General features: G+C 64.7%; 22 protein-coding genes. 7 read left to right on the top strand and 15 right to left on the bottom strand.

Annotated features, from left to right (window positions below; all coding sequences use genetic code 11):
- The first annotated feature begins 96 nt into the window (after positions 1-96).
- Positions 97-1131 carry an aspartate-semialdehyde dehydrogenase gene (locus tag EHH60_RS35135; RefSeq protein ID WP_124163779.1) on the top strand — a complete coding sequence of 345 codons (1035 nt, stop codon included), beginning with the start codon at positions 97-99 and terminating at the stop codon, positions 1129-1131.
- 41 nt (positions 1132-1172) lie between these two features.
- Here the strand turns inward: EHH60_RS35135 and EHH60_RS35130 are convergent, their stop codons facing one another.
- Complete coding sequence (locus EHH60_RS35130; RefSeq protein WP_124163778.1) at positions 1173-1814, bottom strand: carbonic anhydrase; 642 nt, start codon at positions 1812-1814, stop codon at positions 1173-1175.
- Positions 1815-1917: 103 nt separating this feature from the next.
- Between EHH60_RS35130 and EHH60_RS35125 the strand changes: the two genes are divergently transcribed.
- Both EHH60_RS35125 and EHH60_RS35120 read left to right on the top strand, forming a co-directional pair.
- Positions 1918-2799 carry an HpcH/HpaI aldolase/citrate lyase family protein gene (locus EHH60_RS35125; RefSeq protein WP_124163777.1) on the top strand — a complete coding sequence of 294 codons (882 nt, stop codon included), beginning with the start codon at positions 1918-1920 and terminating at the stop codon, positions 2797-2799.
- A 179-nt stretch (positions 2800-2978) separates the two neighbouring features.
- Complete coding sequence (locus tag EHH60_RS35120; protein WP_124163776.1) at positions 2979-4460, top strand: tetratricopeptide repeat protein; 1482 nt, start codon at positions 2979-2981, stop codon at positions 4458-4460.
- An 18-nt stretch (positions 4461-4478) separates the two neighbouring features.
- Here the strand turns inward: EHH60_RS35120 and EHH60_RS35115 are convergent, their stop codons facing one another.
- The 4 genes from EHH60_RS35115 to EHH60_RS35100 all read right to left on the bottom strand — a co-directional run bounded on the left by EHH60_RS35115 (position 4479) and on the right by EHH60_RS35100 (position 7145).
- Positions 4479-4898 carry a DUF6455 family protein gene (locus tag EHH60_RS35115; RefSeq protein WP_124163775.1) on the bottom strand — a complete coding sequence of 140 codons (420 nt, stop codon included), beginning with the start codon at positions 4896-4898 and terminating at the stop codon, positions 4479-4481.
- 240 nt (positions 4899-5138) lie between these two features.
- Positions 5139-5924, bottom strand: coding sequence for a glycosyltransferase family 32 protein (locus EHH60_RS35110; RefSeq protein WP_124163774.1), 786 nt, complete (start codon positions 5922-5924; stop codon positions 5139-5141).
- Positions 5925-6065: 141 nt separating this feature from the next.
- Positions 6066-6671 (bottom strand): 3-isopropylmalate dehydratase small subunit, encoded by a 606-nt coding sequence (gene leuD / locus EHH60_RS35105; protein WP_061880161.1) that lies wholly within the window; start codon positions 6669-6671, stop codon positions 6066-6068.
- A 75-nt stretch (positions 6672-6746) separates the two neighbouring features.
- Positions 6747-7145, bottom strand: coding sequence for a metallopeptidase family protein (locus tag EHH60_RS35100; RefSeq protein ID WP_124163773.1), 399 nt, complete (start codon positions 7143-7145; stop codon positions 6747-6749).
- 253 nt (positions 7146-7398) lie between these two features.
- Here EHH60_RS35100 and EHH60_RS35095 point away from each other — a divergent pair, with 253 nt between their 5' ends.
- Positions 7399-7680, top strand: a complete 282-nt coding sequence (locus tag EHH60_RS35095) for a hypothetical protein (protein ID WP_199752442.1) — start codon at positions 7399-7401, stop codon at positions 7678-7680.
- A 47-nt stretch (positions 7681-7727) separates the two neighbouring features.
- Entirely contained in the window at positions 7728-7988 is a 261-nt protein-coding gene (locus tag EHH60_RS35090; protein ID WP_124163771.1) for a hypothetical protein, read from the top strand.
- Between the two features lie 4 nt (positions 7989-7992).
- Here EHH60_RS35090 and EHH60_RS35085 read toward each other — a convergent pair whose 3' ends face one another.
- On the bottom strand, positions 7993-8292 hold the full coding sequence (locus tag EHH60_RS35085) for a DUF1330 domain-containing protein (protein WP_124163770.1): 300 nt from the start codon (positions 8290-8292) through the stop codon (positions 7993-7995).
- A gap of 177 nt (positions 8293-8469) precedes the next feature.
- Here EHH60_RS35085 and EHH60_RS35080 point away from each other — a divergent pair, with 177 nt between their 5' ends.
- Positions 8470-9039 (top strand): hypothetical protein, encoded by a 570-nt coding sequence (locus tag EHH60_RS35080; protein ID WP_124163769.1) that lies wholly within the window; start codon positions 8470-8472, stop codon positions 9037-9039.
- A gap of 119 nt (positions 9040-9158) precedes the next feature.
- Here the strand turns inward: EHH60_RS35080 and EHH60_RS35075 are convergent, their stop codons facing one another.
- The 7 genes from EHH60_RS35075 to ffh all read right to left on the bottom strand — a co-directional run bounded on the left by EHH60_RS35075 (position 9159) and on the right by ffh (position 15009).
- Positions 9159-9368, bottom strand: a complete 210-nt coding sequence (locus EHH60_RS35075) for a hypothetical protein (RefSeq protein WP_124163768.1) — start codon at positions 9366-9368, stop codon at positions 9159-9161.
- Between the two features lie 91 nt (positions 9369-9459).
- Positions 9460-10866: a 3-isopropylmalate dehydratase large subunit gene (leuC, locus tag EHH60_RS35070; protein ID WP_124163767.1), complete on the bottom strand. Its 1407-nt coding sequence runs from the start codon at positions 10864-10866 to the stop codon at positions 9460-9462.
- Between the two features lie 325 nt (positions 10867-11191).
- Positions 11192-11572 carry a 50S ribosomal protein L19 gene (gene rplS, locus EHH60_RS35065; RefSeq protein ID WP_011083318.1) on the bottom strand — a complete coding sequence of 127 codons (381 nt, stop codon included), beginning with the start codon at positions 11570-11572 and terminating at the stop codon, positions 11192-11194.
- A 110-nt stretch (positions 11573-11682) separates the two neighbouring features.
- Positions 11683-12438 (bottom strand): tRNA (guanosine(37)-N1)-methyltransferase TrmD, encoded by a 756-nt coding sequence (trmD, locus tag EHH60_RS35060; protein ID WP_124163766.1) that lies wholly within the window; start codon positions 12436-12438, stop codon positions 11683-11685.
- 34 nt (positions 12439-12472) lie between these two features.
- The gene (gene rimM / locus EHH60_RS35055) at positions 12473-13033 is read right to left on the bottom strand and encodes a ribosome maturation factor RimM (protein WP_124163765.1); all 561 of its coding nucleotides are present in this window, start codon (positions 13031-13033) and stop codon (positions 12473-12475) included.
- A 9-nt stretch (positions 13034-13042) separates the two neighbouring features.
- The gene (rpsP, locus tag EHH60_RS35050) at positions 13043-13375 is read right to left on the bottom strand and encodes a 30S ribosomal protein S16 (RefSeq protein ID WP_035702960.1); all 333 of its coding nucleotides are present in this window, start codon (positions 13373-13375) and stop codon (positions 13043-13045) included.
- Between the two features lie 86 nt (positions 13376-13461).
- Positions 13462-15009 (bottom strand): signal recognition particle protein, encoded by a 1548-nt coding sequence (gene ffh, locus EHH60_RS35045; RefSeq protein ID WP_124163764.1) that lies wholly within the window; start codon positions 15007-15009, stop codon positions 13462-13464.
- A 385-nt stretch (positions 15010-15394) separates the two neighbouring features.
- On the opposite strand from ffh, the gene EHH60_RS35040 reads away from it, so the two are divergent.
- Entirely contained in the window at positions 15395-16375 is a 981-nt protein-coding gene (locus tag EHH60_RS35040; RefSeq protein ID WP_124163763.1) for an MBL fold metallo-hydrolase, read from the top strand.
- Between the two features lie 156 nt (positions 16376-16531).
- Here the strand turns inward: EHH60_RS35040 and EHH60_RS35035 are convergent, their stop codons facing one another.
- Complete coding sequence (locus EHH60_RS35035) at positions 16532-17236, bottom strand: SIMPL domain-containing protein (protein WP_199752436.1); 705 nt, start codon at positions 17234-17236, stop codon at positions 16532-16534.
- A gap of 5 nt (positions 17237-17241) precedes the next feature.
- A partial coding sequence (locus EHH60_RS35030; protein WP_245454671.1) for a GyrI-like domain-containing protein occupies positions 17242-17748 on the bottom strand: 507 nt, incomplete at its 5' end.

The raw sequence follows: 17748 nt of genomic DNA, 5'->3' as shown, positions 1-17748 counted from the left end.
CCAACGTTGTCTTGAGGCCGGTTCTCGCATAGAAGCGCTGCTCTTCCTGTTTAAGCGTCAGCTTCAGGAACGGGCTTTTTCATCGGAGAGTGAACGATGGGTTACAAAGTCGCAGTCGTCGGCGCGACCGGCAATGTCGGACGGGAAATGCTCAACATCCTGGATGAGCGCAAATTTCCCGCGGACGAGGTCGTAGCCCTGGCCTCGCGCCGCAGCGTCGGCGTCGAGGTGTCCTATGGCGACCGCACCCTGAAGGTCAAAGCGCTTGAGCACTACGACTTCTCCGACGTCGACATTTGCCTGATGTCGGCCGGCGGTTCGGTATCGAAGGAATGGTCGCCGCAGATCGGCGCCGCCGGCGCGGTCGTGATCGACAATTCCTCGGCCTGGCGCATGGATCCCGATGTGCCGCTGATCGTGCCCGAAGTGAACGCGGCCGCGACCGAAGGCTTCAAGAAGAAGAACATCATCGCCAATCCGAACTGCTCGACCGCGCAGCTCGTGGTCGCGCTCAAGCCGCTGCACGACAAGGCTACGATCAAGCGCGTTGTCGTCTCGACCTATCAATCGGTGTCGGGCGCCGGCAAGGACGCGATGGACGAACTGTTCTCGCAGACCAAGGCCGTCTACACCAATGACGAGCTGGTCGCGAAGAAATTCCCCAAGCGCATCGCCTTCAACGTCATCCCCCACATCGACGTCTTCATGGAGGACGGCTACACCAAGGAAGAGTGGAAGATGATGGCGGAGACCAAGAAGATCCTTGATCCCAAGATCAAGCTCTCCGCCACCTGCGTGCGCGTGCCTGTGTTCGTCGGCCACTCTGAGGCCGTCAACATCGAGTTCGAGAACCCGATCAGCGCGGACGAAGCCCGCGAAATCCTGCGCAAGGCGCCCGGCTGTCTCGTCATCGACAAGCAGGAGCCCGGCGGCTACGCCACTCCTTACGAAGCGGCCGGCGAGGACGCGACTTACATCAGCCGCATCCGCGAGGACGCGACGGTGGAGAACGGCCTCGTGCTGTGGTGCGTGTCGGATAACCTGCGCAAGGGCGCCGCGCTCAACGCGATCCAGATCGCCGAAGTGCTGATCAACCGCAAGCTGATCAGCGCGAAGAAGAAGGCCGCGTGAAAGGTGGCGAATAGGGAGCAGCGAATGGCGTTTCCCATTCGCTACTCGCCATTTGCCTTCTTGAATTCCTTCGTCGCCTTATCCAGCACGAACAAGGATCCCTCCGCGACGCCGAAATAGGCGCCGTGCGTCTGCATCTGGCCGCTCTCCACAGCCTTGCGCACGAACGGGAAGGTCATCAGGTTTTCCAGGCTGCGGAACACGGCGGCCTTCTCGATCCGCTCGACGAACTGCGCCATGCTCTCGTGCTGGCGCTGCTCGACCACTTCGCCCGGCTTGATGAACATCTGCATCCATTTGCCGATGAAGTCGCCGGGCGTGAGCGGCTCGATCTTGTCGACGAAGGCGCGTATGCCGCCGCATTGCGCGTGGCCGAGGATGACGATGTGCTTCACCTTCAGCACCGTCACGGCATATTCCAGCGCGGCCGAGACGCCATGGGCGGCGCCGTCGGGCTGATACACCGGCACGAGGTTGGCGATGTTGCGGACCACGAACAATTCGCCGGGGCCGACGTCGAAGATCACCTCCGGCGAGACGCGGCTGTCGCAGCAGCCGATCACCATCACTTCCGGCGACTGCCCCTTCACCGACAGATCGCGATAGCGGGTCTGCTCGGTTGGCAGCCGCTGGGTGGCGAAGGCTTTGTAGCCTTCCAGCAAATGCTTCGGGAATGTCATCATACCTATGCCTAATCATAGACCGCAGGAGCGAACAAGCCTTTCGAATGGGCAGGCCAGGTGCTATCGGCTGATGTCGGACGACAGACGAGGAAGGAACGCCAGCATGACCCGCCCCCGCCGCAGCCACCTGTTCATGCCCGGCTCCAATCCCCGCGCGCTGGAAAAGGCGCGCAATCTTGCCGCGGACGGCCTGATCCTCGATCTGGAAGACTCGGTCGCCCCCGAGGCCAAGGCGGCGGCGCGTGACGGCATTGCCGCGGCGATCGCGGCCAAGGGTTTTGGCAAGCGCGAGATTTTGATCCGGACCAACGGCCTCGACAGCCAATGGTGGGCCGACGACATCGCGATGGCCGCCAAGGCATCGCCCGACGGCATCCTGGTTCCAAAAGTTTCAAGCATCGAGGATCTCGACGCCATCGGCCGCCGCCTCGCCGAGCTTGGCGCCGCGCCGACCGTGAAGGTCTGGGCCATGATCGAGACCGCGCGCGCGGTGCTGCATGCCGAGGAACTCGCCGCCTCCGGGCGCGATCCGTCGCGGCGCCTCTCCGGCTTCGTGTTCGGCCCGAACGACATCTCGCGCGAGACGCGGATCCGGATGCTGCCGGGACGCGCCGCGATGATCCCGATGATCACCCACTGCATCCTGGCGACGCGCGCCCACGGCCTCGAAATCCTCGACGGGCCCTACAGCGACATCGCCAATTCCGACGGCTTCGCCACCGAATGCGCGCAAGGCCGCGATCTCGGCTTCGACGGCAAGACGCTGATCCACCCCTCGCAGATCGACGCCTGCAACGCGATCTTCACGCCTCCCGAAGAGGAAGTCGCGCGCGCCCGCAAGATCATCGCCGCGTTCGAGCTGCCCGAGAACGCCTCGCGCGGCGCGATCCGCCTCGACGGCGCCATGGTGGAGCGCCTGCACGCCGACATGGCCCGCCGCACCATCGAGATCGCGGACGCGATCGCCGCGCTGGGGAAGGGCTGAAGAGAGGTCCGGGCGGCGGATGTCCGCCTGGGGCGGATTTCCCGTCAGTAACGATAAGCCGCTCGCCTGGTGCGCCAGGATTCCTGTAACTTAGATCACACAGTCCGGCTGATTGCTCCGATAAATTTGCGTTGTTTGAATAGTGCTTCCCGTCCCTGATATGGCGAGTGGGCTTTCGTATGCTGCGCAAATTATTCTATTGCCTCGCACTTCTTATCCTTGCTGCCCCGGCTGCCGCCAACGACCGCCCCAAAGGCGAGGCGAGCGCTGCCATTGCCGCCGCATCGGAGGCCATACGGCGAGATCCCAAGGACGCGAATGCGTACTACAACCGGGGCAATGCCTATGCGGCCAACGGCGACAATGACCGCGCCATAGCCGACTACACCGCGGCGATCCGGCTTGATCCGGCTCATGCGAACGCCCACTACAACCGGGGCAACGCCTACAGCAACAAGGGCGACAATGACCGCGCGATCGCGGATTACACGGCGACGATTCGGCACGATCCCGCGTATGCGAATGCCTACTACAACCGAGGCAACGCCTACAGCAACAAGGGCAACACCGATCGGGCCATTGCCGATTATACCGAAGCGGTCCGCCTGCAGCCGACGAACGCAAACGCGTATTTCAATCGCGGCAACGCCTACGGCAAGAAGGGCGACGCCGACCGCGCCATCGCCGACTACACTGAAACGATACGCGTTGATCCCAGCTATGCGAACGCCTATGTCAATCGCGGGCTCGCCTACGAGAAGCGCGGCGATTTCGTCAAAGCAAGGGCCGACTTCAACGCCACGCTCGGACTGACCCAGAGCGCCACAAGATGGGCTCTGGACAAGGCGCGTGAGCGGCTCTCCGCCCTGCCTTCACCGCGGCCAGCTACGATACTGGTCGAGAAAGCCGGCGTCCCTCCGGCTGTCGTGGCGCCCGGGGTTGCGAACGGTGATCGCCGTATCGCCCTCGTCATCGGCAACTCGGCTTATGAGAACGTGGCCGCACTGCCGAACCCCGTCCGCGATGCGAGCCTCGTCGCCGATGTGCTGAGGCTCACCGGGTTCGAAGCCGTGACTCTGCTGACCGATCTTCGCAAGGATGCGCTGGTGAATGCCTTGCGCGAGTTCGCTGCACGCGCGGAGACGGCGGATTGGGCGGTCGTGTATTATGCCGGACACGGCATGGAGGTCGGCGGCGTCAATTATCTCATTCCGACGGACGCGAAGATCGCGGCGGATCGCGAGATCGGATTCGAAGCCGTTCCGGTCGATCAGGTTCTCAATGCGGCGGAGCGCGCCAGGAAGCTGCGTCTCGTCATTCTCGATGCCTGCCGCGACAATCCGTTCGCGGCCCAAATGAAGCGCACGATGACGGTGGCGTCGCGTTCGGTGTCGCGAGGTCTGGCGCCTGTCGAGCCGGAGGCGGGCACGCTGGTGGTCTATGCCGCCAAGGACGGCGAGACCGCGCTCGACGGTGACGGGATCAACAGTCCGTTCGCGACCGCCTTCGTCAAGAACCTTCCGACGCCGGGTCTCGAGGTTCGCAGGCTGTTCGATTTCGTTCGCGACGACGTCATGGAGGCGACTGGCCGCAGGCAAAAGCCGTTCAGCTACGGCTCGATCTCCGGACGGCAGGACTTCTATTTCGTTGCTGGCAGGTGACCTCGCGCGAGGTGCAACTCAGCGCGGCGCGAGGTCGGCGCGATCGAGCGACTCCAGCGTCGAGGCGTTGGCGCAATAGCCGTGATAGTTCTCCGCGGCCGTGCCCTCAGTGAGATCGCGGTCGCATTCTCCCTTGTGATTGCAGAGCGAACAGGTCCGCTCCATGTCGCGCAGCAGCAGGGGCTGCGCCCGCCCGAGCCGCTCGGCGCTGATGCCGAGCTGCTCCAGCATCTTCGGGAGTTCGTCGGCGGCGTGCCGGCCGTGACGGACCAGCTCTTCGAGATCATCTGGCGCGATCCTGAGATCATTCGCGATCCGGTCGAAATCGGCGCGATCGAGCTGCCGCATCTCGTTCATCTCGCGGCGATGCTTCAGCCAGCTCGCAAAGGACTCGATGAGATCCTGAACGATGGGATATGGCCTGCTTGCGGTGCTCATGGAAAGCTCCATTCGGACGTCGGAAACTGGAGCGAATTAAGCACAATGGTGCAGGAGCGCGTTGCGCTGGATCAAACTGGGAGAAGCCCCCGGAGATCGATCTCGTGTCCCGGACGCGCTGCAGCGTGCAACGCTGCTGCGCAGGGCCGGGACCCATCTCGCCGCATCTCTGGGTCTCTGGGTCCCGGCTCTGCGGCGCACCGCTACGCGCTGCACCGCGTCCGGGACATGGGCGCACGCTTAGCCGAATCGCTCCGCCGCCCAGGCATACAGGCTGCCCGGAATCGGCTTTTCGCCGCCGCGGCCCTTGGGCGAGATGTGCAGGCCGATGATCTCGGGGCTGGTGACGAGGCCGAGATAGCTCGAAGGATCGAAGAAAAGTTTCGGCTCGGCATGCACGGCGTAGAACGACTGCTTCGGGAGTGCGTTCTGCAATTCGCCGGTGCGGCGCGCGAGCGCGGTCAGCGCGGCAGGGCCGTAGATCGCGACGCGAATATCCGAGAGGCGGCTCGATCCGCCGCGCAGGCGGCGCATGATGAAGGTGATGCGGTGGCGCAGCGACAGCCAGTTCGGCGTCAGCTCCTCCTGCTCCATCAGTTCCTCGAATGCGCGCACGATGCCGTGCCCGGGCGGAAGATAGATCACGGAGTTGCCGAGCTGGCGCCGCCGCTCCCAGGCGAAGTAGGGCTTTGCCGGATCGATCTCGACGGGCTTCAGGAGCAGCACGTCGGCATCGAGCCAGAGGCCGAGATTCTTCGCCATCAGTTTCATGCGGAAGAAGTCGCTGAACTGCAGCGTGGTCCAGTCGCGCCAGCTGCCGTCCGGCTGCGGCGGTCGCAAGCGTTCGGAGAACGCGTGCGGCAGGATTGCCTCGGCCTCGGCATTCTCGATGCCAGCCGGCAGGCCGGGAATGGGATCAAAGCTGTAGACCGTGACCTTGTGGCCCGCAGCGAGCTGTGAGCGAAGACAGGTCCGGCGCAGCGCGTCCATCGGGCCATGCCAGAAGGTGACGATCTCGGGCAGCATGAGGAAAAGCTTTACGGGATAACCGGAGCAAAGAAAAAGCCCCGGCGCGGATGACGCACCAGGGCTCGAACGAAAACCAGAGCATGATCCGGAAAAGTGTGCGGCGGTTTTCCGGAAAGGTCATGCTCAGGAAATATGAGATCAGGCCCAGGCGCGCTCGCGCTTGAGCTTCTCCTCGTAGCTGTCGATCGAGGCCTTCTTCTCCATGGTGAGGCCGATATCGTCGAGGCCGTTGATCAGGCAGTGCTTGCGGAACGGATCGATCTCGAACTTGACCTTGCCGCCGTCGGGGCCGCGGATCTCCTGGTTCGGCAGGTCGATCGTCAGCGTAGCATTGGCGCCGCGCTCGGCATCGTCGAACAGCTTGTCGAGGTCTTCCTGCGAGACGCGGATCGGCAGAATGCCGTTCTTGAAGCAGTTGTTGTAGAAGATGTCGCCGAACGAGGTCGAGATTACGCAGCGGATGCCGAAATCGAGCAGCGCCCAGGGCGCGTGCTCGCGGCTCGAGCCGCAGCCGAAATTATCGCCGGCCACCAGCACCTTCGCATTGCGATAGGCGGGCTGGTTGAGGACGAAATCGGGGTTCTCGCTGCCATCGTCCTTGTAGCGCTGCTCGGAGAAGAGCCCCTTGCCAAGGCCGGTGCGCTTGATGGTCTTGAGGTACTGCTTCGGAATGATCATGTCGGTGTCGACATTGATGATCTTCAGCGGCGCCGCGACGCCTTCCAGCGTGGTGAACTTGTCCATGGTTGCGCTTTCTGGTTCAGGGAAGCCGGTATTTATCGCGATCGGAGGCCAAATCCTAGGCCGAATTCGGCAGATCTACTCCGCCTTGGCCTCAATCGCCTCCATATCGTCGTCCGACAGGCCAAAATGGTGGCCGATCTCGTGGATCAGGACGTGGCGGACGATATGGCCGAGGCTTTCGTCGTGCTCGGCCCAGTAATCCAGGATCGGGCGGCGGTAGAGCCAGACCATGTTGGGCAGCCGCGCCACGTCGCCGAAACTCTGTTGCGGCAGGCCGACGCCCTGGAACAGCCCGAGCAGGTCGAACTCGCTCTCGCATTCCATCTCGTCCAGGACCTCCTCGGTGGGGAAGTCGTCGACGCGGATGATGACGCCCTCGCACAGCCCGCGAAATTCCGCCGGCAGCCCCTCGAAGATGTCGTGCGCCGTTGCTTCCATCTCGGCCAGCGAGGGCGCTTTCAATTCCGTCCACATGGGCTTCTTCTAAAGCGTTTTGGAGCGAAGTGGATACCGGTTCGCGTGAAGAAAATGCGTCGGAGCAAGAAATCCGGAGCTCGTTTCAATTCCATCGAAACGGAGGCCGGCGCGGGTTCCTTGGCGATGCGTCTGGCTTTATAAGCGCGGCGAGGTTGACGGCCGCCGCCAAAACGGGGAGCGTGGGCCTTGATTGGGACGTTTCAGGTGGGCCGAAAAAATGCGAGCAAAAACAGCGCTGACGCTACTGTGCATGGGGTTGTTTTCGCAGTTTTGTGTCGGCGCGGAGGCCCAGACGGTGGCCCCCGGGGTGAGGCTCGCGCAGACGGCCGCGCCTGATGACATCCCCCCGTCGCGCAAGCGCCACCCCGCCCGCCTGCGTGTCACGCCCTATTACAGCCCCGACGGCGTCTATCCGCGCTACAATCCGGGGCCGAATGCGGTCCGCGTGTGCAACGCCACCTATGTGCAGGAATACCGGCCGAGCGGCACCGTGATCGTGCCGCGCGTGAGTTGCTACTGGCGCCCGGGCTAACGCCGGTTCAACACGAGCGCGCAGCGCGGAAGCCTCACGGGGTCATCATGGCGAGATGGGTTATATGCGTCGTTGCCGTCGCGCTCGCTGCGGGCCTGCCCCGCGCTTCCGCGGCGCACAGGGCGACGAAGCCGGAGGCCTCGGCGGGAATCGCGGTTTTCGATGCACGACGGCCGGCGCGCACGCATGACATCGTGCGGCCTGCCGTGCGCCGTGATCCGCGCTACTACGCGCGGCCCGTCCACTACCGTCCCTATCCCTATGGCGTGCCCGCGCCCTTCGTGTTCGGCTACGGGCCCTTCTGGTGAACCGCTAGCCCGTGGGCGCAAATCCCTTGACCAGCAGCACGGTCGCCTGCGCGCCGGCCTTGCGATCACGCGAGATGTCCTCGTACTCCGGCGAGTTCGAGAAGGCGAGGAACGAGGCCTCGTCGGGAAACGACATCATGACCAGCTTGTCATGCGGCCATGCGCCTTCGAGCACGCGCGGATGTTCGTCGGCGGCGAGCAGCCGTCCGTTGTACTTCCTGAACACGTCGAAGAACCGCGCCTGATAGCGGTCATAGGCCGCGCGGTCGGTCATCTTCAATTGCGCAATGGCGTAGACGGTCATCTGCAAAATTCCTCCCGTCGCGGCACTGCGTCGCATCGCGGAGCGCAGTGTCGTTCATTCATGGCGCGTTCACCTCGCTCTCCTCAGTTTACCCGAGGGTGCGACCGTTATTGAACAGCAATGGCGAGGCCGAGACGTCGCGCCGCAGCTCTGCTGTCCAGATTCAGGGAGGATTCCATGCTGAGAATGTTCGGCCTCGGGACGAGCCCGATGCGCCTGCTCGGACTTGCGGCCGCCGCGACGCTGATGCTGTCGGCCGGCACCGCGCGTCGCGCTGATGCGCTCACCTTGATCAATCCGGCGACGTCACCCGCAACGAAGGCCGCGGCCGGCGATCTCGTCACGCAGATTCGCCACGGCGGCGGGCATGGTGGACATGGCTTTCACGGCGGAGGTTTCCGCGGAGGCGGCTTCCATGGCGGCGGGCGACATATTGGCGGTTTCCACGGCGGTGGATTTCGTGGTGGCCATATCGGCGGCTTCCGTGCCGCGCCGGCCTTTCATCACCGTCATGTCGGAGCCTATCGCTACGGCGGCTTTCGGCATGGCGGATATGGCGGCTACCACCGTCACTGGGGCCATCATCGCCCGCACTACGGTTATCGTCACTTCCACCGGCGCTATTATGTTGGCGGGTACTATCCCTATTACCACTACCCGCGCCGCTGCCGGATCGTCTGGACTTACTACGGCCCGCGCCGCGTCTGCCACTGGCCGCGCTGGCAGTATCCGTACCGGTATTGGTGACGTGAGCTAGAGTCGTCATTCCGGGATCGCGCGCAAGCGCCAGATCTCAGGTGCGCAATTGCGCACCGCAATTCGCCCTTCGGGCGCTCCGGAATGACGGCGGATAATGGCGCTCTAGCTCAGAGCCAGTCCTTCAGCTTCCATGACGCTGACTTCCACCGCATCAAATTCTCGACCTTCCACTGCTTGAACATCGCAGGTGGCCAGCGGCTGAGCTTCGAGGTCTCCTCGACCTCAGGCTTGGCGACGATGCGCAGCGGCGCTGCGCGCCGCCGGTGCTGGCGCGTGGCCTCGCTGATCAGATCGACATATTCCGGCTTGTTGGCCATGAGGCGTGTCCTCGCGAACGGTCGCGAGGACACTGTCGTCGCCGCCGATTAAGGGCGGTTTGCCGCGATCGCTACAATTGCAGGAACTGGCTTACCGCCAGTCCCTGACATCGACGAAGTGACCGGCAATCGCCGCCGCCGCCGCCATCGCAGGCGACACCAGATGCGTGCGGCCCTTGAAACCCTGGCGGCCCTCGAAGTTGCGGTTCGAGGTCGAGGCGCAGCGCTCTTCCGGCTTCAGCTTGTCCGGATTCATGGCAAGGCACATCGAGCAGCCCGGCTCGCGCCATTCGAAGCCGGCCTTGATGAAGATCTTGTCCAGACCCTCGGCTTCCGCCTGCTCCTTCACGATGCCCGAACCCGGCACGACCATGGCGTTGACGTTCGCCGAAACGGTCTTGCCTTCGGCGATCTTCGCTGCCGCGCGCAAATCCTCGATGCGACCGTTGGTGCAGGAGCCGATGAAGACGCGGTCGAGCTTGATGTCTGTGATCTTCGTCCCGGCGGTCAGGCCCATATATTTCAGCGCGCGATGCTTGGAGATGCGCTTGGCCTCGTCCGCGATCTTGTCGGGATCGGGCACGATGCCGGTGACCGAGATCACGTCTTCGGGAGAAGTGCCCCAGGTCACGATCGGCGGGAGCTTTGCCGCATCGAGGCGCAGCTCGTGGTCGAAATGCGCGCCCTCGTCGGAGCGCAGCGTCTCCCAATAGCGCATCGCAGCATCCCAGGCCGCGCCCATCGGCGCCTTCGGCCGGTCGCGCAGGAAGTCGTAGGCCTTCTGGTCGGGCGCGACCAGGCCGGCGCGCGCGCCGCCTTCGATCGACATGTTGCAGACCGTCATGCGGCCTTCCATCGAGAGCGCGCGGATCGCCTCGCCGGCATATTCCAGCACGTAGCCGGTGCCGCCTGCGGTGCCGATCTCGCCGATGATGGCGAGGATGATGTCCTTGCCGGTCACGCCGTCCGGCAATTTGCCGTCGACGGTGACCCGCATGTTCTTCGCCTTCTTCTGGATCAGCGTCTGCGTCGCCAGCACGTGCTCGACCTCGGAGGTGCCGATGCCGTGCGCGAGCGCGCCGAACGCGCCATGCGTCGAGGTGTGGCTGTCACCGCAGACGATGGTGGTGCCGGGCAGCGTAAAACCCTGCTCGGGGCCGATGACGTGGACGATGCCCTGGCGCCTGTCGAACTCGTTGTAATATTCGACGCCGAATTCCTTGGCGTTCTCGGCCAGCGCCTTGATCTGCTCGATGCTCTCGGGGTCGGGATTCGGCTTGGTGCGGTCGGTGGTCGGCACGTTGTGGTCGACGACGGCGAGCGTCTTCTCGGGCGCGTGGACCTTGCGTCCCGTGGCGCGCAGGCCTTCGAACGCCTGCGGCGAGGTCACCTCGTGCACCAGGTGACGGTCGATGTAGAGCAGGCAGGTGCCGTCCTCGGCTTCGTGCACAAGATGGTCGTTCCAGATCTTGTCGTACAATGTGGTCGGCTTGGACATGAGCTTAAGCTCCGGAGAATGTGTATCAGCGATGAGCGCGGATGGCGCGCGGGCAACAAAATCGTCGGCGCAGCTTTTAGGCTGCGCGCGTAAGCTCTGACGTTGCCGAGGTCGCGAAGCGTCCGAAGAACCGGCCAGGCAGCCGCGAGCGATCGTCGATGACGATGCGCTTGACGGGCGAGGGTCTGGTCAGATCTGGAAACATTCTAGAGATATATAGCAGGCCGAATTGGAAGCGCGAGAGCTTTGACGCGCACGGCTGACGCAACAAAAAAGCGCGGAGCCGAGCCCCGCGCTTTTGGAAACTTGCCTGGTGGGGCGAAGCTTACTCGCCGACGGCGGCCTGGCGGTCCTGCTTCTCGACGATGCGGGCTGACTTGCCGCGGAGATTGCGGAGGTAATAGAGCTTGGCGCGACGCACCTTGCCGCGGCGCACCACCTTGATCGAGTCGATCATCGGCGACATCACCGGGAACACGCGCTCGACGCCCTCGCCATAGGAGATCTTGCGGACGGTGAAGCTCTCGTTGAGGCCGCCGCCCGAACGGCCGATGCACACGCCCTCATAGGCCTGCACGCGGGTGCGGTCGCCTTCGACGACCTTCACGTTGACGATCACGGTGTCACCGGGGCCGAATTCCGGGATGTCCTTGCCGGCGGACAGCTTGTCGAATTGCTCTTGCTCGAGCTGCTTGATCAGGTTCATGGGTAAATCTCCATCGGCGCGCCCAGCCTTTTCAAACGGGGGCTGCGCGAAATTCGTCTATCCAGCCATTGCGGATGTGGCCGCTCCTATAAGGCAAGCCGGAGCGTTTGTCACCCGTCTGTCTTGCTTTTTGGCGTTTTTTGGCGCCCGGCCCGATTCGGGACGGGGGTCGGCACTTGCGCCCACAAATCCGGCCGCCGGTCCGCGGTCAGGGCCTCCGATTGCGCCCGCCGCCAGCCTGCAACCTTGGCATGGTCGCCCGAGGTCAGGATTTCCGGGATCGGGACCCCCTCGAACAGCTGCGGGCGGGTGTATTGGGGGTATTCGAGCAGCCCGTCCGAAAAGCTTTCTTCGGTTCCCGAGGCCTCCTTGCCCATCACCCCCGGCAGGAGCCGGACACAGGCGTCGATCAGGGCCAAGGCCGCGATTTCACCCCCGGACAGGACGTAGTCGCCGATCGAGATCTCCTCGAGGCCCCGTCCGTCGATCACGCGCTGGTCCACCCCCTCGAATCGCCCGCAGACGATCAGGGGGCCGGGGCCCTTGGCGAGTTCGACGACACGGGCCTGAGTCAGTGGCCGACCCCGCGGGCTCATGAGCAGGCGGGGTCGCTCAGGGCCGCTCGCGGCCGCGTCGATGGCGGCAGCCAGAACGTCCGCGCGCAGCACCATGCCCGGGCCGCCGCCGGCCGGGGTGTCGTCGACGCTGCGGTGGCGGTCGGTGGCGGAGGCGCGGATGTCGCGCGCCTCGAGCTGCCAGAGCCCGGAGGCCAGCGCGCGTCCGGCCAGGCTCACGCCGAGCGGCCCCGGAAACATCTCCGGAAACAGCGTCAGCACGGTCGCGCGCCAGGGTGAGGGGTTGGTCATTGCAGTCAGCTTAGCCAAAAACCACAGCCTGTGGTTATGGATCCCCGCTTTCGCGGGGGCGACCTGGCGAGAATGCCTCGTCGTCGCTCTCCTCGCCCTCGATCTCCTGCGGCAGCGCGATCACCACGCGCCCGCCGGCGAGATCGACCTCCGGCACCACCGCGTTGGAGAACGGCAGCAGCAGCGTCGGGCCCTCGGGCGGCGCGATCTCGATGATGTCGCCGGCGCCGAAGTTCTGGACGGCCACGACGCGGCCGAGCGCGTCGCCGTCGGTGGTGACGGCGGCGAGCCCGATCAGGTCGGTGTGGTAATATTCGTCCGCGTCGGTCGCGGGCAGCTTGTCCCGCGCGACATAGAGCTCGATGCCATTGAGGCGCTCGGCGTCATCGCGGGTCGTGACGCCCTTGAACGTCGCGACCAGATGATCTTTCGCCTCGCGCGCCGTTGCGACCTCGAACTGACGCTTGCCGTCCTTGGACAGCAGCGGGCCGTAGCGCCTGATGGCAAAGGGATCTTCGGTGAAGGTCCACAATTTGACCGCACCGCGCACACCATGCGCGGCGCCGATCCGCGCGACGCAGACCAGCGCCGACATGATCCAGCCTTACGCCTTCGCGGCGGCTTCGGCCTGCGCCTTGCGCTCCTTGCGCGGCACGGCCTTCTGCGGGTTGTTGCGCGCTTCGCGCTTCTTGACGCCGGCAGCGTCGAGGAAACGCGCCACGCGGTCCGACGGCTGCGCGCCCTTGGCGACCCAGGCCTTCACCTTCTCCATGTCGAGCTTGAGGCGCGCCTCGTTGTCCTTCGGCAGCAGCGGATTGAAGTAGCCGAGCCGCTCGATGAAGCGGCCATCGCGCGGAAAGCGCGAGTCGGCGACGACGACGTGATAGACGGGACGCTTCTTGGTGCCTGCGCGGGCGAGGCGGATAACGACGGACATTCAGTTCTCCTTCAAAGTACGTTTTTGTTCGGTTGATTGGTATTTTCGCGCCGCGCGGGCCAGTTACGGCCCTCGCGACGAATTCCTCATTTCTTCTTGCCTGGGAAGCCGCCGAGACCCGGCAGTGTCGGCTTGCCGCTCAGCCCGGTCAGTCCCGGAAGGTTCGGCAGGCCCTGGCGAAGCCCGGCCGGCAGATCCTTCGGCAGGTTGGGCAGACCTTGTCCGCCGCCACTCTGCATCTTTTCCTGCAGCGCCTTCATTTCTTCGGGCGAGGGCATCTTCATGCCGCCGCCAAAGCCCATAGCCTGGGCGATGCCGGCGAGCGGGCCGCGCTTGCCCGAGCCCATGGCCTTCATCACGTCGGCCATGTTCCGGTGCATCTTGAGCAGCTTGTTGACGTGCTCGACGCTCTGGCCGCTGCCTGCGGCGATGCGCTTCTTGCGGCTCGCTTTCAAGAGATCCGGATGCCGGCGCTCCTCGCGCGTCATGGAATCGATGATCGCGACCTGGCGCTTCAGGATCTTGTCGTCGATGCCGGCCGCTGCGATCTGGCTCTTCATCTTGGAGATGCCGGGCATCATGCCCATCAGCCCGCTGATGCCGCCCATGCTGGACATCTGCAGCAGCTGCTCGCGCATGTCGTTGAGGTCGAACTGGCCCTTGCGCATGCGCTCGGCGGTGCGCGCGGCCTTCTCGGCGTCGATGTTGGCGGCGGCGCGCTCGACCAGCGACACCACGTCGCCCATGCCGAGGATGCGCCCGGCGATACGGTCGGGATGGAAATCCTCCAGCGCGTCGGTCTTTTCACCGGTGCCGATCAGCTTGATCGGCTTGCCGGTGACCGCGCGCATCGACAGCGCAGCGCCGCCGCGGCCGTCGCCGTCGACGCGGGTCAGCACGATGCCGGTGAGGCCGACGCGCTGATCGAACGAGCGCGCCAGATTTACGGCGTCCTGGCCGGTGAGGCTGTCCGCGACCAGCAGCACTTCATGCGGGTTCGCCGCGGCTTTGATCGCGGCCGCCTCGGCCATCATCTCTTCGTCGAGCGTGGTGCGGCCGGCGGTGTCGAGCAGCACGATGTCGTAGCCGCCGAGCTTGCCGGCTTCCAGCGCGCGCTTGGCGATCTGCGGCGGCTGCTGGCCGGCGACGATTGGCAGGGTCGGAATGTCGAGATCGCGGCCGAGCACGGCCAGCTGCTCCATCGCCGCCGGGCGATAGACGTCGAGCGAGGCCATCAGCACCTTGCGCTTGTCGCGCTGGACCAGGCGGCGCGCGAGCTTTGCGGTGGTGGTGGTCTTGCCGGAGCCTTGCAGGCCGACCATCATGATCGGCACCGGCGGAACGGAATTGACGTCGATGGTCTGGCCTTCGGCGCCGAGCGTATTGATCAGCTCGTCATGGACGATCTTGACCACCATCTGGCCCGGCGTGACCGACTTGACGACGGTGGCGCCGATCGCCTGCTCCCGGACGCGTTCGGTGAAGCTGCGCACCACCTCGAGCGCGACGTCGGCCTCCAGCAGCGCGCGGCGCACCTCGCGCATCGCGGCGTCGACGTCCTTTTCGGTCAGCGCACCGCGCCCCGTCAGACGATCGAGAATGCCGCCAAGCCGTTCCGACAGATTGTCGAACAATGCCGTTGTCCTTTGTCCTGCTCGCCAAAAAGCGATCTTCCAAACACCTTTGCGCCCGAGGGCGCACAGCGCTGTCGGGCGTTGACCTCTGGCCTCCAGGGCCAGTCGGCGGGTCGAAAAGAAAGCCTTTCCGAGAAAGTGGCGGGGTTAAACGCCGCTCCCGCCCAAAAGTCAAGGAAAGTTAGGGTGCCGGGGCGCCCTCGATAAGGCAAGGGACTGAAAATGTGAACTTTTTGGCCATGGGTTCCTTTTCTGCCAGCCCGGCCCATATAGCCGGTGATGTCTTGCCGCCCGACTATCCCCTACGAGCCTGCCGGTCACCCGACTTTTGGGGCCGCTCGCCGGCGCCGGTGCCCTGGTCGGCGTCCTCGCGCTGGATCTCCGCATGAAAACCTATGACGGCCCCGCCTCCGACCATTTCAACGGCCGGCACTTCTTCGACCCCGACGGCGCGTCGCCGAAATCGCTTCGTGAGGTGCTGCGCTGGCAGTTCGGCGGCAAGCGGCAGCGCGCGAAATGGCCGGAGTGGGCGCCGAGCCCGCATGCCGACATCCCGCCGGAGCGCATCGAGGGCGACAAAGTGCGGCTCTCCTTCGTCGGCCACGCCAGCTGGCTGATCCAGGCCGGCGGTCTCAACATCCTGGTCGATCCGGTCTGGTCGATGCGGGTCTCGCCGGTCGCCTGGGCCGGGCCGAAGCGGCACAACGATCCCGGCATCGCCTTCGAGAAGCTGCCGAATATCGATGTCGTGCTGGTCTCGCACGGGCACTACGATCATCTGGACATCGCGACGCTGTCGCGGCTCACCAAGAATTTCGCTCCGCGCGTGGTCACTCCGCTCGGCAACGACATGACGATGCGCAGCCGCGATTCCACGATCAAGGTCGAGGCCTTCGACTGGCACGACCGCGTCGAGCTTGGCGGCGGCATCGCCGTGCATCTGGTGCCAACGAGGCACTGGACGGCGCGCGGCATGTTCGATCGCAACAAGGCGCTGTGGGCGAGCTTCGTGCTGGAGACGCCGGCCGGCAAGATCTACGTCGTCTGCGATTCCGGCTATGGCGACGGCAGGCATTTCCGCCGCGTCGCCGATAAGCACGGGCCGCTGCGCCTCGCGATCCTCCCGATCGGCGCCTACGAGCCGCGCTGGTTCATGCGCGACCAGCACATGAGCCCGGAAGATGCCGTGAAGGCGCTGCTCGATTGCGGCGCGCAGGAAGCGCTCGGGCATCATCACGGCACGTTCCAGTTGACCGATGAAGCGATCGACGCGCCGGCGAAAGCCTTGGTGGAAGCGCTCGATGCCGCGAAGATTCCGCAGGAGCGGTTCGTGGCGATGAAGCCTGGACAGGTGGTGGAGATTTAGCTCTCCACACGCACAACTCGTGCCCGGGACGCAGCGCAGCACGTCAGTGATGCGCTGCTGAGCCGGGGCCCATGTCGCTGCATTGTATCGTGTTGCTGCTGGGTCCCGGCTCTGCGCAGCGTCACTGCGTGGCGCAGCGCGTCCGGGACACGAGACCTACTGTCCCGGCTTGATCGCCCAGCTCACATTCACCGTCACCGACAGCGTCTCCTCGCCGGGTGCCACCGCGGCCTGCGGTGCTGCAGCCATGGGCGCTGCCATGCGGCCCTTGAACAGCGGCACCGGGCCGCCGCCCTCGGTGACGCTGAGCGGCGCGCCCAGCGTCACGCCGGTGGCCCTGGCATAGACCTCCGCCTTGCGTCGCGCATCGGCGATCGCCTGCTCGCGGGCATCGTCGAGCAGCTTCGACGCCTGCGTCACCTCGAAGGAGATGTTGCCGATATCGTTGGCGCCGGCGTTGACCAGCGTGTCGATGACGCCGGCAACCTTGGTCACGTCGCGAATCTTCACGGTGACGCGGTTGCTCGCGCGGAAGCCGACCACGGGCGAGGCGCCGGTGGATTTGTTCTGGCCGTATTGCGGCTGCAGCGACAAGCGCGATGTCTGGTAGTCCTTCTCGGCGATCCCTGCGCCCTTCAGCGCCAGCAGCACCTTGCCCATCGCGGCGTTGTTGGCGTCAGCAGCTTCCTTCGCCGTCTTGGCATCGTTGGCGACGCCGGCATCGATCTGCGCGAGATCGGGGGCTGCGGAAATCGTGGCTTCGCCGCTCACCGAAATGGCGGACGGAAAATCATCGGCGCGCGCGGGCGCCGTCAGCAGTGCGGTGGCGAAAACGGCGGCGAGCAGGGCAGGCTTTTTCATGGGTCTCACTTCAGCGGCACGAAAACATTGATCACGAGCTTGTCCTCGGCCGTCTTCAGGGGATCGGTGAGGTACTCCTCGATGAAGGTGTCCTTGGCTTCCAGCTTCTTGTCGTCGAGGTGATTGGTGATCGCCTCATAGGTGTTGTCCATGTTGTCGTAGGAGCCGCGATGGACGAATTTCAGGGCTTTGCCCTCCGGCGATTTGCCGATGCTCATGTCCTTGGACAAGTTCTTCGGATCCTGGTCGACCGGGATCTCGGCAAGGAAGGTGAAGCCGGTGTCGTCGGTCGAGGTGTAGACGATCATCGCATTGCCGGCCGGCTTGATGCCCTGCTTGTCCAGCAGCGTGTTCAAGGCCTTGAAGGCGTCGATCAGCGTGTCGAAGGCGGACTCCCAATTCGCGGTGCCCTTGACCATGACGACCTTCCTGGCCTCGAGCGTGGTCTCGAGGCCGAACGGATCGGCGGTCTGCACCGGGGCGGGCGTCGCAGCGGCCGCCGGGGGTGGGGC

Source organism: Bradyrhizobium sp. RP6 (assembly GCF_003837805.1).
Lineage (GTDB): Bacteria > Pseudomonadota > Alphaproteobacteria > Rhizobiales > Xanthobacteraceae > Bradyrhizobium.
Note: the sequence above shows the minus strand (reverse complement) of the source record. Positions and strands in the feature narration are given on the sequence as shown.

Bases quoted from the DNA above. Each gene is read 5' to 3' on its own strand.
- EHH60_RS35135 (WP_124163779.1), top strand. From the start codon at position 97: ATGGGTTACAAAGTCGCAGTCGTCGGCGCGACCGGCAATGTCGGACGG.
- EHH60_RS35130 (WP_124163778.1), bottom strand. From the start codon at position 1,814: ATGATGACATTCCCGAAGCATTTGCTGGAAGGCTACAAAGCCTTCGCC.
- EHH60_RS35125 (WP_124163777.1), top strand. From the start codon at position 1,918: ATGACCCGCCCCCGCCGCAGCCACCTGTTCATGCCCGGCTCCAATCCC.
- EHH60_RS35120 (WP_124163776.1), top strand. From the start codon at position 2,979: ATGCTGCGCAAATTATTCTATTGCCTCGCACTTCTTATCCTTGCTGCC.
- EHH60_RS35115 (WP_124163775.1), bottom strand. From the start codon at position 4,898: ATGAGCACCGCAAGCAGGCCATATCCCATCGTTCAGGATCTCATCGAG.
- EHH60_RS35110 (WP_124163774.1), bottom strand. From the start codon at position 5,924: ATGCTGCCCGAGATCGTCACCTTCTGGCATGGCCCGATGGACGCGCTG.
- leuD (WP_061880161.1), bottom strand. From the start codon at position 6,671: ATGGACAAGTTCACCACGCTGGAAGGCGTCGCGGCGCCGCTGAAGATC.
- EHH60_RS35100 (WP_124163773.1), bottom strand. From the start codon at position 7,145: ATGTGGACGGAATTGAAAGCGCCCTCGCTGGCCGAGATGGAAGCAACG.
- EHH60_RS35095 (WP_199752442.1), top strand. From the start codon at position 7,399: ATGGGGTTGTTTTCGCAGTTTTGTGTCGGCGCGGAGGCCCAGACGGTG.
- EHH60_RS35090 (WP_124163771.1), top strand. From the start codon at position 7,728: ATGGCGAGATGGGTTATATGCGTCGTTGCCGTCGCGCTCGCTGCGGGC.
- EHH60_RS35085 (WP_124163770.1), bottom strand. From the start codon at position 8,292: ATGACCGTCTACGCCATTGCGCAATTGAAGATGACCGACCGCGCGGCC.
- EHH60_RS35080 (WP_124163769.1), top strand. From the start codon at position 8,470: ATGCTGAGAATGTTCGGCCTCGGGACGAGCCCGATGCGCCTGCTCGGA.
- EHH60_RS35075 (WP_124163768.1), bottom strand. From the start codon at position 9,368: ATGGCCAACAAGCCGGAATATGTCGATCTGATCAGCGAGGCCACGCGC.
- leuC (WP_124163767.1), bottom strand. From the start codon at position 10,866: ATGTCCAAGCCGACCACATTGTACGACAAGATCTGGAACGACCATCTT.
- rplS (WP_011083318.1), bottom strand. From the start codon at position 11,572: ATGAACCTGATCAAGCAGCTCGAGCAAGAGCAATTCGACAAGCTGTCC.
- trmD (WP_124163766.1), bottom strand. From the start codon at position 12,438: ATGACCAACCCCTCACCCTGGCGCGCGACCGTGCTGACGCTGTTTCCG.
- rimM (WP_124163765.1), bottom strand. From the start codon at position 13,033: ATGTCGGCGCTGGTCTGCGTCGCGCGGATCGGCGCCGCGCATGGTGTG.
- rpsP (WP_035702960.1), bottom strand. From the start codon at position 13,375: ATGTCCGTCGTTATCCGCCTCGCCCGCGCAGGCACCAAGAAGCGTCCC.
- EHH60_RS35040 (WP_124163763.1), top strand. From the start codon at position 15,395: ATGAAAACCTATGACGGCCCCGCCTCCGACCATTTCAACGGCCGGCAC.
- EHH60_RS35035 (WP_199752436.1), bottom strand. From the start codon at position 17,236: ATGAAAAAGCCTGCCCTGCTCGCCGCCGTTTTCGCCACCGCACTGCTG.